The sequence below is a fragment of the Paenibacillus sp. FSL H8-0259 genome (assembly GCF_037963255.1).
Taxonomy (GTDB): domain Bacteria; phylum Bacillota; class Bacilli; order Paenibacillales; family Paenibacillaceae; genus Paenibacillus_AQ; species Paenibacillus_AQ phytohabitans.
Window position 1 is genome coordinate 2229277 of sequence record NZ_CP150147.1, and the last position, 19718, is coordinate 2248994.

The following is a 19718-nucleotide window of genomic DNA, read 5'->3' on the forward strand; positions in this document are numbered from 1 at the left end:
GGGCACCGGAATCCGCAAGTAGATAGGCGGCAGGCTAAGTAGATGAGCCGAATGTATGCGAAAAACCGAATACAATGTGCGTCCGAGAGAGTAGATGAGCCGAATGTATGCGAAAAACCGAATACAATGCGCCTCCGATAGATTAGATGAGCCGAATGTGTGTGAAAAACCGAGTACAATGTGCGTCTGAGAGAGTAGATGGGGCGAATGTATGCGAAAAACCGAATACAATGCGCCTCCGAGAGGGTAAACGAGCCGAATGTATGCGAAAAACCGAATACATTGAGCCTCCGAGAGGAGCAGAAGTGCCCCTGAATCCGCCGAAAGCGGGCATCAGGCGGGAATGAGGAGCAGAAGTGCCCCTGAATCCGCCGAAGGCGGTCGACAGGAGGAAAAGAGGAGCAGGAGTGCCCCTGAATCCGCCGAAAGCGGTCGGCAGGAGGAAAAGAGGAGCAGAAGTGCCCCTGAATCCGCCGAAAGCGGTCGACAGGAGGAAAAGAGGAGCAGAAGTGCCCCTGGATCCGCCGAAAGCGGGCATCAGGCGGGAATGAGGAGCAGAAGTGCCCCTGGATCCGCCGGAGGTAGACGGTGGAGGGGACTGAGGAAATCATAAATCCCTTTTGACTCTCGTAATGGGCAAGTGGAGATAAGCCAAACACTGGTGTGCCGCTTATTCCGTCATCGGGCGGGTTTGGCCGCGATTAGGCAACTCCCGCAATTAATGATTATGAATGTATAGGTTTCACATAATAAGCTATTCATAAATTAAATATTGCAACCGTTTACAACTCGGGGTAGGATGTTGATTGAGGTGAGCATGATGGATAAAAAATGGGTCAGCGGCGCGGGGGTTATTGTGCTTTTTCTGCTGCTGGCATATCTGTTTATAGACTTTGCCAATCATTCAAGCCGGGTGGGCAATATTGTCAATGAATTAAGCGGGCATCCCGGCGGGGATAATTCCGGCTATCATATTGTGCTGATCGAGCAGGAGCGGTACCATCCGTACTGGGAAATGGTCGAGAAGGGTGCCAAAGAGGCTGCTGCAAAATACGGGATTGATATCGAGTTCACCGGCCCGGTGCGCAATAACATGGAGGAGCAGATCAGCCTGCTGGAAAAAGCGATTGCCGCACAGGCGGATGCGATCATCGTGCAGGGGCTGAACGACGAGAAGTTCACCCCCGTAATTGATAAAGCCGTGAACCGGGGGATTCCGGTAATCACCATTGATACAGACGCTCCGGCGAGCAGGCGGCTGGCTTATGTTGGGACCGACAATGTTGCAGCCGGCGAGGCGCTGGGCCGGATGGTGGTGCAGACGACCGGCGGTAAAGGGAAGATCGGCGTGATCATCGGCAGCGAGCTGGCCAAGAATCAGGTTCAGCGTCTGAACGGCCTCAGTAATATTGTGAAAAATTACAGCGGCCTTGCAATTGTGGATGTCCGCAGCTCCAATATCTCGCATATGGAGGCAATCCAGCAGGCAGCCGATATGCTGCGGCTTCATCCGGAGATTGATGTGATGGTCGGCACCAGCTCAACGGATGCGCTGGGAGTACTGCAGGCCTCCAAGAGCCTGAAGCGTGTCCCGATGACGATTATTGGCTTCGATAACCAGGCAGAGACCCTTGCTGCCATCAGCCGCGGGGATATCACGGCCACAGTGGCACAGCAGCCTTATCTTATGGGGGCTACGGCCGTGCGGCTGCTCCATGATCATTTTCAGGGATTGCAGCTGGAGTCCAAATACTTCACCGGCGTGAAGGTGCTGGACAAGTCTAATGTGCAGGAGGGAGAGAGCCTATGAGTATCCGCCATAAGCTGCTCATCTGCATTCCGCTGCTTGTGCTGCTGATGAGCTCTGTCTCTTTTGTGCTTTTTGAGAGCGGAAAGAATGTGCAGGAGAGCTACCATCTGATGATGAACCGGATCATGCTGTACAAGGAAGTATCCTATGAGGTAGGGGAGAATATGCGCTCTCTGAACCGCTTCATTATGCAGGTGGACGCGGACAGCTTCCCGGAGGTGCAGAAGCATCTGAGCGCTGTGCAGGAGCTGCGGGCGAAGCTGGACGGAATGGCGACCATCGGGGGAAGCGGCCTTCCGCTGATGAACTACAGCCATATCATTGATACGTTTCTGGAGCAGGCCGGGCAGATGATTACAGAGATTGATGGTCAGGACTCCAACACACTGGCCGGTGCCTATATCGAGGCGGAGCAGACGCAGCGGTTCATCCGCGAGGAAGCACAGGAGCTGGTTGACCTGGAACTGGACCAGTACAAGCCGATCTATGCGGAGATCATGTCCACGACGGCCAAGCTGAACCGGCTGGGGAGCCTGCTGGTAATTACCGCTGCGCTGCTTAGTATCTGTATGGCGATCTGGCTGTCCGGGAGCATCACAGGACCTATCCGCCGCCTCGTGGCCACCGCCAAGCAGATCTCCAAGGGGAGGATGGATACGAAAGCGCCGGAGAGTGTTAACAACGATGAGATCAGCATCCTGTGCCGGGCTTTTAACGGAATGATCGATAATATCCAGGAGCTGATGAAGGAGAATATCAAGAACGTGGAGAAGGACCGGCTGGTCAAGGAGCTGGAGCTGAAAATGCTGCAGAGCCAGATCAATCCGCATTTTCTGTTCAACACACTGAATTCCATCGCCAAGCTGGCGTATCTGGAAGGAGCGGCAAGGACCAGCGATCTGACGGTATCGGTATCCCGCCTGCTCCGGTATAACCTGCAGAAGCTTGACCAGGCTGTACCGCTGCGCGAGGAAGTAGAGCATGTGAACGAGTATATTAACATTCAGCGGGCCCGCTTCCGTGACCGGATCGCTTTTGAGATGGATATTGATGAGCAGGCGCTCGGCGGAATGATTCCCTGCCTGACCCTTCAGCCGATCTTCGAGAATGCTTTTGTCCACGGGCTGGAGCAAATGGAGGAGGGGGCGGTGCTGTCACTGTCGATCCGCTACCGGAGCGGACTTGTAGAGATTGAGATCAGTGATAACGGTGTGGGCATGAACCGGGAGACTGTAGCGAGGCTGATGGGATCGATCGAGGAAGAGGCCCCGTATTTCAGCGGTAAAGGCCAGTCCACCGGACTTGGGACACATAATGTATTCAAACGTCTGCATCTGTTCTTTGACGGGCAGCAGCTGATCGAGATTGACAGCAGTGAAGGGCAGGGGACGGCGGTGCTGTTCAAAGTACCCTTCCGCACGTCTGCCTGAGCCGCAGGTGAGAAAGGAGATAGATTTACTATGTACAGACTGCTGATCGCCGATGATGAGGCGCTGGAACGGGAAGGGCTGGAGCTGATGATCCGCCATATTTTCCCGGATGGTTTTGAATTTCTGCATGCCGAGAACGGACGGAAGGCTATTCAGCTCGCGGAGGAGCACCGGCCTGATATTATCTTCATGGACATTAAGATGCCGGGCATTCAGGGACTGGAGGCCGTACGGCAGATTCTCACCAAGCTCCCTTCCGCGCAGATCGTGATGATTACCGCTCATGATTACTTCTCCTACGCCAAGGAGGGGCTGCTGCTGGGCGTGCGGGATTATCTGCTGAAGCCGGCCAGACGGGACGAAGTGGCGGATGTACTGAAGCAGCTGATGGCGGTGATCCAGGAGGAGAAGCGGCGCAGGAATGAGCAGCTGGAGCTGCAGGAGAAGCTGGCCCACCTGCTTCCGCTGGCGGAGAACGAGCTGACAATGATGCTCATGCTGGAGCATGTGCAGGACCTGGAGCTGGAACAAGTGGCCGGTCTGCTGGAGCTGCAGTGGGCCAAAGGCTATGCGATGGTGCTGTCATTCCCGAGGCATTCTAGCGCAGCTTGGGAAGAATTCCAGCAGGGCAAGCGGGAGATCTATGAGGCGGTCAAGCAGGTTGCCAGAGCAGGGCTCGGCTGCCTGTCCGGACCGCTGATCGGGCATCAGCTGGCGTTGTTTATTCCCTTGCCGCCGGGGCGGACCGGTTACTCACAGCGCGTCAGCTCCATGGATTGGGGGGAGCGGCTCCGCAGTCTGATAGAGCAGCGGTTCGGTCTGCCGGTCAGCATAGGCATCGGCTCGATCCGCGAGGGCTGGGACGGGCTTAGCCGATCCTACCGGGAAGCGGTCCGTGTCTGTGCGGATCACCATGATTCCTTCAGCGTGCACCACTATGATGATATCCTCCAAAGCTCCGGGCAGACGGCCGTATCCCTGGATGAGGAGAAGCGGCTGCTGGATGCACTGTTGCAGCGGAGCAAGCAGGAAGCCATAGAACGCTTCGGAATTCTGTATGCTGCTTTCGAGCAAGGCGGCGGGCGGCCGCTGCCCGAAGTGCGGGGAGAGGTGACCGGGCTCCTGCTGTTCCTCGCCAGAGGCGTTCACTCCGCAGCCGGAGCGGAGATCCTGGCCTCCTTGCATACAGCAGAGGATCCCATATCGCTCAGACTGAGCGCAGAATCCTGGCTGGAGCGGCTGATCCACAGTCTGGAGCAGGAACAGGAGCATAACCGTTCCCATGTCCATCAGCGGGCGCTGCTCTACATCAGCCAGAAATATAAAGAAGACATATCTATGGAGCAGACGGCTGAATATGTGAATTTAAGCCCGCATTATTTCAGCAAATTGTTCCGGCAGCATGCGGGTGAAACCTTCATTGATTACGTCACACGGCTAAGAATCAACGAAGCGAAGCGCCTGATCACCGGAGATCAGCTGAACCTCAAGGAGATTTGTTACGAGGTAGGCTACAAGGACCCGAATTACTTCAGCAGGGTCTTCAAAAAAGCGGCCGGCATGACGCCAAGCGAATTCCGGCAGCAGCATGAGAAGCAGGGTCCTTGCTGACAGAGCAAGGACTTTTTTGTGCTCCGGCCCCGGATAATCCTATGAAAGCGGCCGGGAAGAATTACATTACAGGAGAGGAGGACGGAATGCAGGCGGAGAGCAAGAAAGTGCTGGGAATAGCGGCTCCTGCGGCGGATGATCCATGCTACACTTTTTTTGTAAGCGCAATCAAATATGCGGCTAATGAAAAGGGGCGAAGGGCAGAGTGAGAAAATACGGAAGAGCAATTTCACTGGGGATGGCAGCGTTAGTGCTGGCAGCGTCAATGGCGGGCTGTGGGGTGGTCTCAAATGGTGATAATCAGAAGAAGGAGACATTGGGCGCAGCGAAGGACGGGGACAAAATTGTCATCGGCATGTCGATGGATACCTTGAAGGAGGAGCGTTGGCAGAAGGACCGGGATATCTTTACGGCAAAAGTGGAGGAGCTTGGCGGTGAAGTGAAGGTGCTGGCTGCAAACGGCGATGATGCTACCCAGTTAAGCCAGGCGGAACAGCTGATCTCCCAGGGTGTGGATGTGCTTGTGGTTATTGCCCATAACGCGGAAGCAACGGCTCCAATCGTAGAGAAGGCTCATAAGGAAGGCATCAAGGTCATTGCCTATGACCGCCTGATCAATAATGCCGAGGTAGACTATTATATTTCGTTTGATAACGTGCGTGTCGGAGAGTTCCAGGCGCAGGCGGTCATTGATAAGGCTCCTAAAGGCAATATCGTCTATATCGGCGGTGCCGATACGGATAACAACGCCCATATGTTCAAAGAAGGGGCGATGAATATTCTGAAGCCGCTTGAAGAGAAAGGCGACATTAAGATTGTCTACGACCAGTTCTCCAAGGACTGGAAGCCGGAAGAAGCGCTGAAAAATATGGAGAATGCGCTGACCGCGAACAATAATGATGTTCAAGGTGTGGTAGCAGCCAATGACGGGACTGCAGGCGGTTCGATCCAGGCGCTCACGGCTCAGGGCATGGCCGGTAAAATACCGGTATCCGGCCAGGATGCTGACCTTGCTGCGGTACAGCGTATCGCTGAAGGCACGCAGCTGATGACGGTCTACAAGCCGATCAACGCGATTGCAACCAAAGCTGCGGAAATGGCAATAGCAGCTGCCAAAGGCGAAAGTATTTCGACTGAAAAATCAGTTAACAACGGTAAAATTGATGTTCCTTCTGTGCTGCTCGATCCGCTAGCGGTCAATAAGGATAACCTGGACGTACTGATCAAGGACGGCTTCCACAAGCTTGAGGATGTCTACAAGAACGTTCCGAAGGACCAGTGGCCGAAACAATAAGGGCGGCCTGTCCGTCAAGCAGATGCGGCGCCTGTGGCGTTACCGCATCTGCTTGCAGGTTTAAGGGCCGGAAGGAGGAGCGGAAGGCATGAATGTACTTGAAATGGTAGAGATCAGCAAGACATTCCCCGGTGTTAAGGCGCTGGACCATGTGAACTTCAAGGTCAGGCAAGGGGAGATTCACGCCTTATGCGGCGAGAACGGCGCTGGTAAATCCACGCTGATGAAGGTATTAAGCGGACTATACCCTGCAGGGACATACGGCGGGGAAATCCTGATCAATGGGGAGAAAAAGTCGTTTCATAGAATAACGGATGCGGAGAAGGCCGGTATCGCGATTATTCACCAGGAGCTGGCACTCGTGAAGGAAATGACAGTCGGAGAGAATATTTTCCTGGGAGCTGAACCGGTCAGACGCGGGGCCATCCAGTGGAATGAGCTCTATCATCAGGCTTCGCTATGGCTGAAGAAGGTCGGGCTGAATCTGTCTCCGGACACGAAGATCGGCAATCTCGGCATTGGCCAGCAGCAGCTGGTCGAGATCGCCAAGGCACTCTCCAAGCATACCAAGATTCTCATTCTGGATGAACCGACGGCAGCTCTGACCGAGAGCGAGGTGTCTATCCTGATGGGCATTCTGAACCAGCTGCGGCGCGAAGGGGTAACTTGTGTCTATATTTCACACAAAATGCCTGAAGTGTTCGCACTGGCTGATTCGATCACTGTGCTGCGGGACGGGCGGACAGTAGCTACACTTGACCGCAGTGAGACAGATGACGACCAGATTGTATCCCTCATGGTTGGACGTGAGCTCACGGAGCGTTATCCGCGCGTGGAGCATTCGCCTGGGGAGAAGGTGCTTGAGGTCAGAGATTATAATGTATGGCATCCGGAGAAGCGCCGGCAGAAGGTGCTCCGCGATATTGAATTCAGCCTTCGTCAAGGTGAGATACTGGGTATCGCCGGGCTGATGGGCGCCGGACGTACGGAGCTTGTCAGCAGCCTCTTCGGTGCCTATGGGGGCCGGGCCGAAGGAACGGTGCTGATTGAAAGCAAGGCCATTAAGATCCGTTCCATAGCCGAGGCGATCAAGGCGGGCATTGCCCTGGTCACGGAAGACCGTAAGCGCCAGGGGCTGGTCATGGGGATGGATGTCAAACGTAACACCACTTTAGCCACACTGGGCAAAGTCGCAAGGCTGGGGGTCATCAATGAGAATGAGGAAATTAAGTGGGCAGACCGGTATGTGCACGATCTGAAGACGAAAACAGCTTCGCTGGAGACGCTGGTAGGCACACTGTCCGGGGGGAACCAGCAGAAGGTGGTTATCGGCAAATGGCTGATGTCAGACCCCAAAATCCTGATTATGGACGAACCTACCCGGGGCATCGACGTCGGGGCGAAGTACGAAATATATAATTTGATGAATCAGCTGGTAGAGCAGGGAGTGGCCATTATTATGATCTCCTCGGAGCTTCCGGAGGTACTGGGCATGAGCGACCGGATTCTGGTGATGTGTGAAGGACAGTTCGTACGGGAATATGATTGGCGGGAAGCGACGCAGGAGAATATTATGCTGGCCGCTACGGGAGGTAGATAGAGATGCAGCTGCAAAAAGAGCTTAGGGAACCTGAAGCGGTTCCGGCAGCCGGAGGATCGCGCTTACGCGGCTTGTTCGGCAAAATGGATATGCGTGCCTATACGATGGTGGGTGCATTAATACTGATCTGGGTGCTGTTCGGAGTACTGAATCCGACCTTCCTGACTTCGCGGAATCTGTCCAATCTGTTCACGCAGATGTCGGTGACCTCCATTCTGGCCATCGGCATGGTGCTGGTCATTGTGGCAGGGCATATCGATCTGTCTGTCGGCTCCATCGTCGGTCTGACCGGCGGCATGGCAGCTATTCTCAGCAACTGGCTGGAGCTGCCGGCTATTGTAGTCATTCTTGGCACACTGGCCGCAGGTGCCGTGCTGGGCCTGATTCAGGGCTGGCTGGTGGCGTATAAAATGATCCCCGCCTTCATTGTCACCCTCGGGGGAATGATGGTGTTCCGCGGCGTGCTGATGGGTGTGACGGAGTCGATGACCATTCCGGTATCCGATCCGGTGCTGGCCTTGCTCGGCAATGCTTATTTTGCTCCGGGCTTCGGTATCATCCTTGGTGTGATCGCAGTAGGACTGCTGCTCTGGAGTGCGTTCAATAAACGCCGTTCCCGCAGGAAATACGGCTTCGAAATCGCCCCGCTGGGCCTGGACATCGCCAAGGTGGCCGGACTTGCCCTGCTGGTGGTGGCCTTTGTAGCCGTGATGAATAATTACAAGGGGATTCCATTCCCGATTATTTTCGTAATTGTCCTGGCAGTCATCTTCTATTTCCTGTCGACTAAGACCACCTTCGGCCGTCATATCTATGCAATAGGGGGCAATATTGAGGCGGCACGCCTCTCCGGCATTAACATCAAGCGCAAATCCATGCTGATCTTCGTGTTGAGCGGATTGCTGGGCTCGATCGCCGCCATCGTGCTCACCTCACGCCTGGCCTCGGCCACCATCACTGCAGGTAATATGGCTGAGATGGATGCTATCGCCGCTTGCGTCATTGGCGGCACTTCCCTGATGGGCGGAGCCGGCACAGTCATCGGTGCCATTATCGGAGCGCTGGTGATGACCTCGCTGGATAACGGAATGTCGCTGATGGGACTGGAATCCTTCTGGCAGTATGTCGTCAAAGGCTCAATCCTGGTCATTGCCGTCTGGCTGGATATTTCCAATCGCAGCAAGGGTGTGAAGTAACGGCAGCTTCAGCCGGTTAACAACTTTCAGCAGAACAACCAAAAAGCCGGTCAAGGACAATGGGGTCAGTCCCACAGTTGTCCTTGGCCGGCTTTTTTGCTATGCGTATAGAGCTGCCTATTCAACGATAATCTTGGCGCTCATTCCGCTGTGGCCGGAGCCGCACATGATCGCGCAGGTGACCTCGAAGGTTCCTGCCTCCTCGGGGAGAATCACCTTGGAGGAATCATTGGCATCCAGCCGCAGCTTCATCTCAGGCACAAGAATGCCGTGGTTGCCGCTCTCGTTTTTGAAGATGATTTTGACAGGTACGCCCTTCTTCAAGTGGTATTCTTTCTGGTCAAAGCTGTAGTTGGTTGCTGTAATGACGATTTCTTCTTCCGCCGTAAGATTGGTGTCAGCAGCCGGGCTGTTAGCGCTGTCAGAATTGCTGCTGCCCCCGCCGGCTCCGCAAGCCGTAAGCAGTAGTGCAAATACAATGGAACAAAGAATAGCCGCCTTCCTGATCATAAGCATCCTCCTAAAAGGTTCGTGATGAATTGTGATAACAGATGACATTAGCATAGCTCAAATCCTGATAGTTGTCTTGGATAATCTGTGAGAAATTGTTTGACCGGAAGCTGACTCCAAACTTTGTCGAAAAATGCAAAAATATGATGCAAAAACAATTAAAATTTATTATAATTAAAGCTATTATAATTTTAACTTTTATATTATTTGGTTAGAAGTAGGGGATCCACATTATTTTAGCCCACGAATCGCAAAGTTCGGAGAAATGGCACCGCAGAATATTAACCGGATACTGGATTATTGTGCTCTGTATGCTGGCAGCCCAATTTATTTTTATGCTGTCCTCCCATTCCACTGAGACTAAGACCATCCTCATCCTCAGTAAGGGCCACTTGTTCATCGCCTGTAATCTGTTGATCATTATAGCTATGGCTTCCGCCGAGATTTGGCTGCGTAAGATGCAGCATTATCATAAGCAGGCCGTTGTGATCTGCGGATTCATCGTTTCTTATCTGATGTATTTTGTGCTGGAGCCTTTTGTAGATGGTGCCCAGATGACACTTATGATGCCGATTATGATTGCCCTGATCTATTTCGACCAGCGGCTGCTATACTATCTCGGGGTATTCAGCACGCTATTCTATAGCGGGATTTATTTCGGGCTGGAGCGGCCGCTGCTGGACAAACCGCTGCTGGAGTTTCTGATGGTGGAATGTGTGTTTATTGTGTTCGCCGTGATGGCGCAGGCTGTCATTGTCAGGGCCCGTGAGACCCGCGAATATCTGGAGCAGTTGACCAAGTCGGAGCAGGGACTGATGGTGGAACGGGCGATTTCCGACAAGCTGCTGAAGATCGATGCGCTTACGGGCCTGTACAATCACAAAACCTTTCATGAATATCTGGACTCCCTGCTGGAGCAGTGCGAGAGCAACGGGCTGAGGCTGCAGCTGGCGCTGTTTGATATCGACAACTTCAAGCGTGTTAATGATACGTACGGACACTGGGTCGGCGATCTCGTGCTTAAGGAGGTGGCAGCAAAGGTGAATGGTCTGATCGGGCTGAATGATTTCGCGGCGAGATACGGCGGGGAAGAGTTCGCGGTGATTTTTACGGATAAAAGCTTTCAGGAAGCCTATGCTGCCGTCGAGGAGATGCGGGTAGGTATAGCCGCTATGGAGCATCCGTATGCCGGAGGCAAGCCAATTACGGTCAGTATCGGATTCTGCGATTATCAGCTGGGGGACGGCAAGGAAATGCTGTTCCGCAAGACGGACGAAGCGCTGTACAGCGCCAAGCGGGGCGGTAAAAATGCTGTCGTCACGGCTGCTGTCACCCATGGCGATGATCCGGTTGTGTCCTATGCGTAATTTTTAGTTATAAAAATTTTTTAATTACAAAAAACCCCCAGTATCCGGTATAATCCGGGGATTGGGGGTTTCGTTGTGCGCTGAAACGGATACCGTCCCCTAAGGGTGGTTCAGCCGTTTCTACTTGGCCGCTTCAAACGGAGTGGATACCGGCAGGAAGAGGTCGATAATACCAATGACCAGGGCTGCGAGCAGCGCTCCGAGAATGGTGACACTGACTCCGCTCACAATGAACTGGGCAATCCAGATCACCAGGGCACTGACCAGGAAGCCGACGATACCGCGGCCGAAGGGTGTTGTTTTTTTGCCGAAAATGCCCTCAACCACCCAGCCGAGCAGAGCGATAACCAGCGCAAGCACAAGCGCGCTCCAGAACCCCCCGACCGTGAATTGCGGGACAATCCAGCCGACCACCATCAGAACGATTGCCGCGACCACGAAACGTACCACATGACCTAAGAATCTCACCTAACTAACCTCCTTTGGCGTTCGCGTAAGGATATGTGCGTTGTTATTGTGGCCCGCAGCCGCTTTTCTATGCCCAGAAATCATACCCAAATAGCGAAAATGGGCTAAATTAGGTATAATGTAACCATCTATGAAGGGAGCTGTGACAGTAATTGGACGACAAAATTTTGCATACGCTTGAATATCGCAAGATTTTAAATAAATTGATGCAGTATACGCAGACACCGATGGGACGGCTGACTGCCGAATTGCTGAAGCCCTCCGGGGATTTCGAAGGAGTGAAGCTGCTTCTGCAGGCTACGGATGAGGCTGCTAATGTTGACCGGCTGAAGGGAATTCCTTCCTTCCGCGGTGTGACTGACATCAAGCCCGCCCTGAAACGCGCTTCGATCGGGGGAATGCTGGGCACCACTGAACTGCTCTCTGTCGGCAACACGATCGGCGGAGCCCGCAGAGTGAAGCGGTTCCTCGGGGCGATGCACGAGGATGAGAAGATCCCTACCCTCTTCGCCCAGAGTGATCTGCTCTCGGAGCAGAAGCATGTGGAGGATGCCATCCGCCTGTGTATCGACGAGAATGCGGATGTCATGGATTCGGCCAGTACAGAGCTGGCCTCCATCCGCCGGGAGCTGCGCGGCGGCGAGACCCGCATCCGCGAGAAGCTGGATTCCATGATCCGCTCGTCTTCGGTATCGAAGATGCTGCAGGATCAGCTTGTGACGATCCGTGGTGACCGGTTTGTCATTCCGGTCAAAGCGGAGTACCGTGCCCATTTCGGCGGCATTGTTCATGATCAGTCCGGCTCCGGGGCGACGCTGTTCATTGAGCCGGAATCGATTGTGGCGATGAACAACAAGCTGCGCGAGACACGGCTGCGCGAGGAGCGGGAGATCGAGATTATCCTGCACCGCCTGACGGCACTTGTCGGCGATATTGCCGAAGAGATGGCTTATGATATCGATATTCTCGGCGAACTCGATTTCATCTTCGCCAAAGCGCGCCTGGCACGCGATATGAAGGCTACCCAGCCGCGTATGAATGACCGCGGCTACCTGCGTCTGCGCAAAGGGCGCCATCCGCTCATTCCCGCAGAGCAGGTTGTGCCGCTGGATGTGGAGCTGGGCAACCAGTACACCTCGATTATCGTGACCGGCCCGAACACCGGCGGTAAGACAGTTACCCTGAAGACCATCGGTCTGCTCAGCCTGATGTCGATGTCGGGACTGTTCATTCCGGCAGAGGAAGGCAGCCAGATGTGCGTCTTCGATGCGATCTATGCCGACATTGGCGATGAGCAGAGTATTGAGCAGAGCCTAAGTACGTTCTCCAGCCATATGACCAATATCATCTCCATTCTGAAGAGAATGACGCCGAAGAGTCTGATTCTGCTCGATGAAGTTGGAGCAGGAACGGATCCGGCGGAGGGATCGGCCCTGGCGATTGCCATTCTGGAGAATATCCACCGTACAGAATGCCGGATGGTGGCAACTACGCATTACAGTGAGCTGAAGGCTTATGCGTATGAGCGCAAAGGCGTCATCAATGCCAGTATGGAGTTTGATGTGGCCAGTCTGAGTCCTACCTACCGGCTGCTGATCGGTGTGCCGGGACGAAGCAATGCGTTCGCTATTGCCGAGCGCCTCGGCCTGCCGAATGCCATTCTTGAGCATGCGCGCGGCGAAGTCAAGGAAGAAGACATGCGCGTCGAGCACATGATCGCTTCCCTGGAAGAGAACCGCCTCACCGCAGAGAATGAGCGTGAACGGGCCGAGGGCCTGCGCCGCGAAGCGGAAGAATTCCGCAAGCGGCAGCAGCTGGAGCTGGAGAAGCTGGAAGGCCAGCGCGACAAACGCCTGGAGAAGGCAGAGAAGGATGCCAGCGATATCCTCGCCAAGGCGCGTAAGGAAGCCGAGGAGATCATCAGTGACCTCCGCCGCCTGGCAATGGAGGAAGGGGCGTCCGTCAAGGAGCACAAGCTGATTGAAGCGCGCCGGAGACTGGATGAAGCGGAGCCTGCACCGCGTAAGAAGGTTATTGCCCGCAGCAGCACCAAGGCGCCGCGGAAGATTCAGCCCGGGGATGAAGTCAAGGTGGCTAATGTGAATCAGAAGGGCCTTGTTGTAGAGCTTAGCGGTGCCAAGGAAGCCGTGGTGCAGTTCGGCATTATGAAGATGAAGGTCAACCTTGCTGATCTGGAGTTCCTGGCCTCTGCACCGGATGCGCCTCCGCCGGCTCTGCGCCGGGCTACGACAGTCAAGCGTACGCGGGATGAGAATGTCCGCACCGAGCTCGATCTGCGCGGGGCCAATCTGGAAGAGGCCATCATGGAGACCGACCGCTTCATCGACGAAGCGTTCCTCGGCAACCTTGGGCAGATTTCGATTATCCACGGCAAAGGCACGGGGATATTGCGGACGGGGATACAGGAATATCTGCGCAAGCATAAGCATATCAAAAGCTACCGGCTCGGGAATTACAACGAAGGCGGCGCGGGCGTAACCGTGGCTGAACTGCAGTAGCGTCCGGCAGAAAGAGGGAGAAGTATGCAAGATAATATTGATCTTTTGCTGGATCATCCGCTGGGAGCGCTGCTCGGCTACTTCACTGTGGCCATATTGGGTCTGGTGGTATTCCTGTCCTTCTTTGAAATGGTGACTAAATATAACTGCTGGGAAGAAATCCGCAAGGGGAATGTGGCCGTAGCGATGGCAACCGGAGGCAAGATCTTCGGCATCTGCAATATTCTGCGCTTCAGCATTGAAGCGGGAGCATCGATCTATGAGACGATGAAATGGTCGGTTGTGGGTTTCCTCCTGCTGCTGCTGGCGTACTTCCTGTTTGAATTTCTAACCCCCGTCTTTTCGATTGATGACGAGATTGCTGCGGATAACCGGGCCGTGGGACTGACAGCACTGCTGATCTCCGTTTCATTGTCCTATGTCATCGGCGCCGCTATATTTTGATTTAGGGAGCAGGAAATTATGAAGATTCTGGTTCGGGTTCTGTTCATTTCCGCTCTGGCGTTTATAGCGGCCGGGATTATTTATTTAATGTTGCATTGAAAGTGAACCTAATGTGAGGAACGAAGGAGATTATACAGATGGAAACGACAATATGTCCTTGGTGCCATACCGAGATTGTATGGGATGAGGAGTTTGGCCCGGAGGACACTTGTCCTCATTGCAATAATGAGCTTAGCGGTTACCGCACAATTACAATAGGCGCTGACGATCTTGAAGATGAAGAGCTGGACACTGAGGACGCTTCCGTACAGGAAGAGGTCAGCGACGAGGATCTGTGGGATGACGACGGTGACAAGGATAGTGTGGTTCCCATATTTAATACGCTGGTCCAGTTCGGTGATGACTATGATCTGACGCGTTATGAGCAGAGTGTCGCCAGCTTGCTGGCCGCGCAGCTGGAAGCACCGGAATGTCCGCAATGCCATGAGCTGATGCTTCACTCCGGCACTCAGCAGGTAAGCGGATTTACCCCGGCAACGCCGGAAGCGCTGGGCGGCGGACCGGTACTGAAGCCGCCGTTCTCGCTGAATCTGTTCGTATGTCCTTCCTGCTTCCATGTGCAGCACAGTCTGGCACAGGAAGACCGCATTCAGCTTGTGCGCAATCTCAGCACTGCATCGGAGTAAGCTTCCGATTCATGCTTTCCCTGTAATTTGGACATGTTATGTTTACATGAGATGTCCAGAATAGCAGGGAGGTATAGCATGAGGAGGTTATTACGGAACCAGGCGGCGCTGCTGCTCGCCGTGGGCGGGCTTTACCTGCTGGCTACGGTGCTGGCAGGTACTTTTTTGAACGTATATTTGTGGAAAAGCCGGCAGAACTTCGCCATGATCGGCTGGTTTACGGTTGCCCAGCAGCTCGCAGTCGGACTAAGCTTCTGGCTGGGCGGCAAATGGGTGAAGGAGCATAACAAAATGAATGCCCTGCGGCTGGGAATTGCCGTTTCGGGCTTTTTTTATTTGCTGGTGCTCTGGCTGCGCGGAGAAGCGGTGCATTATATCTGGCCGCTGGGACTCATTCTCGGTCTTTCCATCGGGTTCTACTGGCTGGCTTTTAATATTGTTTTCTTTGAGATTACCGAGGCGGACAACCGCGATTTCTTCAACGGCTGGATGGGACTGCTGGGTTCGCTGACGGGCATTGTAGGTCCGTGGGTGTCGGGTAGTCTGATCTCCTTGTGGCATGGGGACAAGGGCTACCGTATTGTGTTTATCCTGTCCCTGTGCATCTATGGAGTGGCTGCTGTACTCAGCTTTGGGCTGGAGAAGCGGCCGCGCGGCGGAACTTACCTGTGGCTGGAGCCCTGGCGCGAGCTTAGCCGCAAGGAGAGTCCCTGGCGGCCTGCTGCGGCGGCGCTGCTGTTCCAGGGAGTACGGGAGGGCGTATTCTCGTTCCTGATCGGACTGCTGGTCTATATTGCCGCCCGTGAGGAGAGTAAGCTTGGGCAGTTCGCGCTGATTACCTCGGCAGTTTCTTTGATCAGCTACTATGCGGCCGGCAAATGGTTCAAGCCTGGAACCCGCTTCAGGGGGATGCTGGCAGGCAGTCTGCTGCTGGCCGTTTTCATTCTGCCGCTTCTGTGGAAGGTGAATTACGCCACGCTGTTAATTATGGGTATTGGAACCTCGCTGTGCATCCCGCTCTACATGCTGCCGATGACGTCTACCAGCTTCGACCTGATGGGTGTCTCTGAAGAGAGTGCCGGCAAACGGGTGGAGCTGGTTGTGCTTAGAGAGCTGAGTCTGATGACCGGGCGGCTGATGGGGCTGCTTGTGTTCATTGCTGTGCTGTCGGTCAATCAGTCCCCGCAGGCTGTCACTTGGCTTATGCTGCTGCTGGGAACGGCTCCGCTGGGGGGCTGGCTGGTGCTGCGGCGGTTGCTTGATTTAAATGTTCACAAAAAGAACAATGTTAACTGATTTGCTGACGCACTTAAATCAAGGGGATTTTCATCAAGTGATTTAAAAACCATTGTGTTTGGAAAGATGATGCAGGAAATATATGAACGTTGGATTATCGAAGATTATCCGCATTTAGAATTGCCGGTACTGAAAAATACCAGTACAATGGGTTACTAAAAAAATGGTTGAAAGTAAAAATGGAATAATATAACAAAAAAAGGTGTAAATTAAATTGAATGGAAATGGACGATGGAATTAATCTTGCGATACAGTAGGAGGGGAACATGGAATTATATAATGAAATAAAAAAAGTTAGTGATAAAGATCTTTTTACAGAATTTATTGGTATGTTAATTAAGGATTTTAAATTAAACCCTGATGTTTGGGAAAATAGAGACATTGAGAGTTTTCTCGAAGGAATAAAGTCTTGGGTAGAGGATATGGAAGGTTATTATGAAAATAACAATTTACAAATACCTCAAGTTATAGATTGGAACTTTCTTGCGAATTTATTTTATGTCGGGAGGGTGTATGAATAATAAGTGCTAATAAATGTCTGTTTAATCTTGATTGGCTCACAGCCTTTCAAGGTACTTCTTTGGTGGAGTCTATCGATTACCGAATGATGGATTGAAAAGATATGTAAAATATATAGACTTAGCACCAGATGGTTCAATAGTATCGTTTGAGGAAGGTAAGGTGAAATCTGTGGATGATTGGAGAAATATAAAAATACCAGGTATTGTATCGATACGAAAGTGTGCATGAAGATGATTTTGAAATAGCTGACCCATATGATTTTTAATAAAACTGAAACCTTAAATGGCTTCCGGTCTATCAAGGTTTCTTTTTGCCTATTTGTCGTAAGGTCAGTCACCATGATGGCCTTTTTTTGTTATCGTATATCCAATCCTTTTTCCTAGCGAAGCAGTGAGAGGATATAAATAACTAATTGAAACTTCTGTAAGTCATCTAAAAGATTGAAAGATAAATTCCCTTCATGTACTGTTATTAGATCGGTAAATTCAGAATAGCGTGATCCAGTTTTCTAGCTTACCTTAAATAATTCTAGTCTTTGTAGCAGTTCATTGAAGATGAGGAGGCATGGGCATCCTTGGCCAAGAAAAAAAGCTATAGCCTAAGGACAACGGTAGCGGTGATGGTATCTGCTGTTGTAGTCCTGGTGCTGCTGGTCTTATATATTATATTCCGCAATCAGATTATTCCCCAGACCCGGCATGCGCTGGAGGATAAGGCCATTACGATTGCCCGCACGATTGCCCTGATGCCGCTGCTCTCAGAGGGCTTAAGCGAAGGGAACAGCAAGGGGATTCAAGCCTACACCTCCAAGATTACACGCCGTAATGATATATTGTTTGTAGTGGTGATGGATATGAACAGCATCCGGTATTCGCATCCGGATGCCTCCAAGGTAGGACTGCCCTTCGTGGGAGGCGGGCAGGAGGCTGCGCTGCGCGGACAAGAGAGCATCTCCGAAGGAACAGGGACGCTCGGGAATTCGTTGCGGGCATTCGTGCCGGTCTATGACGGCAGAGGGCATCAGCTCGGGGTCGTAGTAGCTGGACTGTCAATGGACAGGGTGCAGCGTCTGGTCAGGCAGAATGAATGGACGATTATTGCCATTCTGGTCTCAGGCGCGCTGTTTGGAGCAGGAGGCGCCTTTGTTCTGGCGAGGAGGATCAAGCAAATGATGTTCGGCATGGAGCCTGCCGATATTTCCAGACTCCTGCAGGAACGCAGCGCCATGCTGGAATCCATTCGCGAGGGGATTATTGCGATTGACCAGGAAGCGCGCATTACGCTTATCAATATGGAGGCGCACCGGCTTCTCAAGGCGGCAGGGATCAACGGCGCCGTTGTAAACCGGCAGATTGCCGATTATTGGCCAGAGCTGCGTCTGGAGCATGTGCTGGCCAGCGGGGAAGGCAGGCAGGACCAGGAGCTGGAGCTGGGCGGTATCTCCCTGCTCGTAAGCAGCCTGCCGGTCCGCGTAGGCGGCGAGATTGCCGGAGCCATCGCTACATTTCGTGACAAGACTGAGCTGGCAGTTCTGGCCGAACGGCTGTCGGGTATTTCTGTCTATGCAGACGCCTTGCGGGCAGGTGCCCATGAATTCATGAACAAGCTGCATGTGATTATGGGCATGACGCATATGGGCTTATATGACGAGCTGCAGCAGTATATTCTGGGAACGGCAAATAACTACCAGCAGGAGATCGGGGCCATCACGAGACAGATTAAAGATCCGGCTATGGCGGGTTTTCTGCTGGGTAAGCTGAGCCGGGCGCGCGAGATGGGAATTGAACTGCTGCTGACTGCGGACAGTTATCTGCCGGAATCGGCAGATTCGCAGGTTATTCATGAGCTGATTACGATTGCCGGGAATTTGCTGGACAATGCGATGGAAGCGCTGGGCGGCCCGGGGCCTGATGAACACAGCAGCGATGTATACAGCAGAGATGTACACGGCAGAGATGTACACAGTAATAAGCGGATCGGGCTTGCTTTTCACTATGAAGAGGGAAGGCTGCTGTGTGAGGTTAGCGACAACGGCCCGGGGATTCCGGAGGCACTCCGGGAGCAGATCTTCGTCCAGGGCTTCTCCTCCAAGGGGGAACACCGGGGAATCGGACTGTATTTGGTCAGGAAGAGTGTAGATAAACTGCAGGGACATCTTCAGATTGCCGCCTGCGGCGGCGGGCAGGGAACCACGTTCATCGTTGATGTGCCATATGCTGCAAAGGGTGAGGAGAGCCAATGAACATTAAAGTGCTGATTGTAGAAGATGACCCGATGGTAGCGAAATTCAACCGCCATTATCTCGAACAGGTCCAGGGCTTCGAGTTCGCGGGCTGGGCGGCTTCAGGAGATGAGGCCTTGAAGATGCTGGCGGAACAGGAGATCGATCTCCTGCTGCTGGATATCTATATGCCCGGTACCAGCGGGCTTCAGCTGTTGTCCACGCTCCGGGAGCAGGGAAGCAAGGCGGATATCATTGTGATCTCCGCCGCCAGCGATAATGCAAGCATCCGCAAGGCGCTGCAGAACGGGGCTGTGGATTACCTGATCAAGCCATTTGAGTTTGCCCGTTTTCAGGCGGCTTTGTCGGCATACCGCGAAGACTTTCGGTTAATGCACAAGGAGCATCTGAGCCAGGAACAGCTGGATAAGCTGCTGCGCCATTCCGCTCCGGAGGCTGAAGAAGACAAGACTGCGGCGCGGAGCCTGCCCAAAGGTCTTACCGAAGGCACACTGGAGAGCATCTGGGATACAATTAAGCAGCTGCAGAACCCGGTATTCTCCACTGAAGATATCAGCAGCCATGCGCCGATTTCGCGGATTTCCGTCCGCAAATATCTGGCTTTTCTGACCGATGCAGGCATTCTGGAGATGGAGCTCAGCTACGGCGCGGTAGGCAGACCGGTATATATGTACAAGGTGAAGCCGGAGGGGAAGGACTATATAAGTAAATATTTATAAGCGG

At 53.2% G+C, this 19718-nt stretch carries 17 protein-coding genes; 15 read left to right on the top strand and 2 right to left on the bottom strand.

The genetic code is table 11. The annotated features are described in order from the left end of the window. The first annotated feature begins 817 nt into the window (after positions 1 to 817). The 7 genes from NSU01_RS09430 to NSU01_RS09460 all read left to right on the top strand — a co-directional run bounded on the left by NSU01_RS09430 (position 818) and on the right by NSU01_RS09460 (position 8941). A complete protein-coding gene (locus NSU01_RS09430; RefSeq protein ID WP_076242842.1) occupies positions 818 to 1810 on the top strand; it encodes a sugar-binding protein in 993 nt (330 codons plus the stop codon). After that, positions 1807 to 3240 carry a sensor histidine kinase gene (locus NSU01_RS09435; RefSeq protein WP_076242626.1) on the top strand — a complete coding sequence of 478 codons (1434 nt, stop codon included), beginning with the start codon at positions 1807 to 1809 and terminating at the stop codon, positions 3238 to 3240. Before NSU01_RS09430 ends, NSU01_RS09435 begins: the two co-directional genes overlap by 4 nt. 30 nt (positions 3241 to 3270) lie before the next feature. Continuing rightward, positions 3271 to 4851, top strand: coding sequence for a helix-turn-helix domain-containing protein (locus tag NSU01_RS09440; protein ID WP_042135050.1), 1581 nt, complete (start codon positions 3271 to 3273; stop codon positions 4849 to 4851). A 41-nt stretch (positions 4852 to 4892) separates the two neighbouring features. Further along, positions 4893 to 5060 carry a hypothetical protein gene (locus NSU01_RS09445; protein WP_156118572.1) on the top strand — a complete coding sequence of 56 codons (168 nt, stop codon included), beginning with the start codon at positions 4893 to 4895 and terminating at the stop codon, positions 5058 to 5060. 56 nt (positions 5061 to 5116) lie between these two features. After that, positions 5117 to 6145, top strand: a complete 1029-nt coding sequence (xylF, locus tag NSU01_RS09450; protein WP_256703766.1) for a D-xylose ABC transporter substrate-binding protein — start codon at positions 5117 to 5119, stop codon at positions 6143 to 6145. A gap of 88 nt (positions 6146 to 6233) precedes the next feature. After that, complete coding sequence (locus NSU01_RS09455; RefSeq protein WP_076242627.1) at positions 6234 to 7745, top strand: xylose ABC transporter ATP-binding protein; 1512 nt, start codon at positions 6234 to 6236, stop codon at positions 7743 to 7745. 2 nt (positions 7746 to 7747) lie between these two features. After that, positions 7748 to 8941, top strand: coding sequence for a sugar ABC transporter permease (locus tag NSU01_RS09460; RefSeq protein ID WP_076242628.1), 1194 nt, complete (start codon positions 7748 to 7750; stop codon positions 8939 to 8941). Positions 8942 to 9058: 117 nt separating this feature from the next. Here the strand turns inward: NSU01_RS09460 and NSU01_RS09465 are convergent, their stop codons facing one another. Then, the gene (locus NSU01_RS09465) at positions 9059 to 9451 is read right to left on the bottom strand and encodes a cupredoxin domain-containing protein (protein WP_076242629.1); all 393 of its coding nucleotides are present in this window, start codon (positions 9449 to 9451) and stop codon (positions 9059 to 9061) included. 311 nt (positions 9452 to 9762) lie between these two features. Here NSU01_RS09465 and NSU01_RS09470 point away from each other — a divergent pair, with 311 nt between their 5' ends. Then, positions 9763 to 10818, top strand: a complete 1056-nt coding sequence (locus NSU01_RS09470; protein WP_076242630.1) for a GGDEF domain-containing protein — start codon at positions 9763 to 9765, stop codon at positions 10816 to 10818. A 120-nt stretch (positions 10819 to 10938) separates the two neighbouring features. Here NSU01_RS09470 and NSU01_RS09475 read toward each other — a convergent pair whose 3' ends face one another. Further along, positions 10939 to 11286: a phage holin family protein gene (locus NSU01_RS09475; protein WP_039308415.1), complete on the bottom strand. Its 348-nt coding sequence runs from the start codon at positions 11284 to 11286 to the stop codon at positions 10939 to 10941. A 152-nt stretch (positions 11287 to 11438) separates the two neighbouring features. Between NSU01_RS09475 and NSU01_RS09480 the strand changes: the two genes are divergently transcribed. The 7 genes from NSU01_RS09480 to NSU01_RS09510 all read left to right on the top strand — a co-directional run bounded on the left by NSU01_RS09480 (position 11439) and on the right by NSU01_RS09510 (position 19714). After that, a complete protein-coding gene (locus NSU01_RS09480; RefSeq protein WP_076242631.1) occupies positions 11439 to 13805 on the top strand; it encodes an endonuclease MutS2 in 2367 nt (788 codons plus the stop codon). Positions 13806 to 13829: 24 nt separating this feature from the next. Then, positions 13830 to 14249, top strand: a complete 420-nt coding sequence (locus NSU01_RS09485) for a DUF350 domain-containing protein (RefSeq protein WP_039308413.1) — start codon at positions 13830 to 13832, stop codon at positions 14247 to 14249. Positions 14250 to 14386: 137 nt separating this feature from the next. Then, entirely contained in the window at positions 14387 to 14935 is a 549-nt protein-coding gene (locus tag NSU01_RS09490) for a hypothetical protein (protein ID WP_076242632.1), read from the top strand. A gap of 78 nt (positions 14936 to 15013) precedes the next feature. Further along, complete coding sequence (locus NSU01_RS09495; RefSeq protein ID WP_042135065.1) at positions 15014 to 16231, top strand: MFS transporter; 1218 nt, start codon at positions 15014 to 15016, stop codon at positions 16229 to 16231. A 266-nt stretch (positions 16232 to 16497) separates the two neighbouring features. Next, entirely contained in the window at positions 16498 to 16752 is a 255-nt protein-coding gene (locus NSU01_RS09500; RefSeq protein ID WP_042135067.1) for a hypothetical protein, read from the top strand. Between the two features lie 575 nt (positions 16753 to 17327). Continuing rightward, positions 17328 to 18995 carry a DcuS/MalK family sensor histidine kinase gene (gene dcuS, locus NSU01_RS09505; protein ID WP_076242633.1) on the top strand — a complete coding sequence of 556 codons (1668 nt, stop codon included), beginning with the start codon at positions 17328 to 17330 and terminating at the stop codon, positions 18993 to 18995. After that, positions 18992 to 19714 carry a response regulator gene (locus NSU01_RS09510; protein WP_076242634.1) on the top strand — a complete coding sequence of 241 codons (723 nt, stop codon included), beginning with the start codon at positions 18992 to 18994 and terminating at the stop codon, positions 19712 to 19714. Before dcuS ends, NSU01_RS09510 begins: the two co-directional genes overlap by 4 nt. Positions 19715 to 19718: the final 4 nt, after the last annotated feature.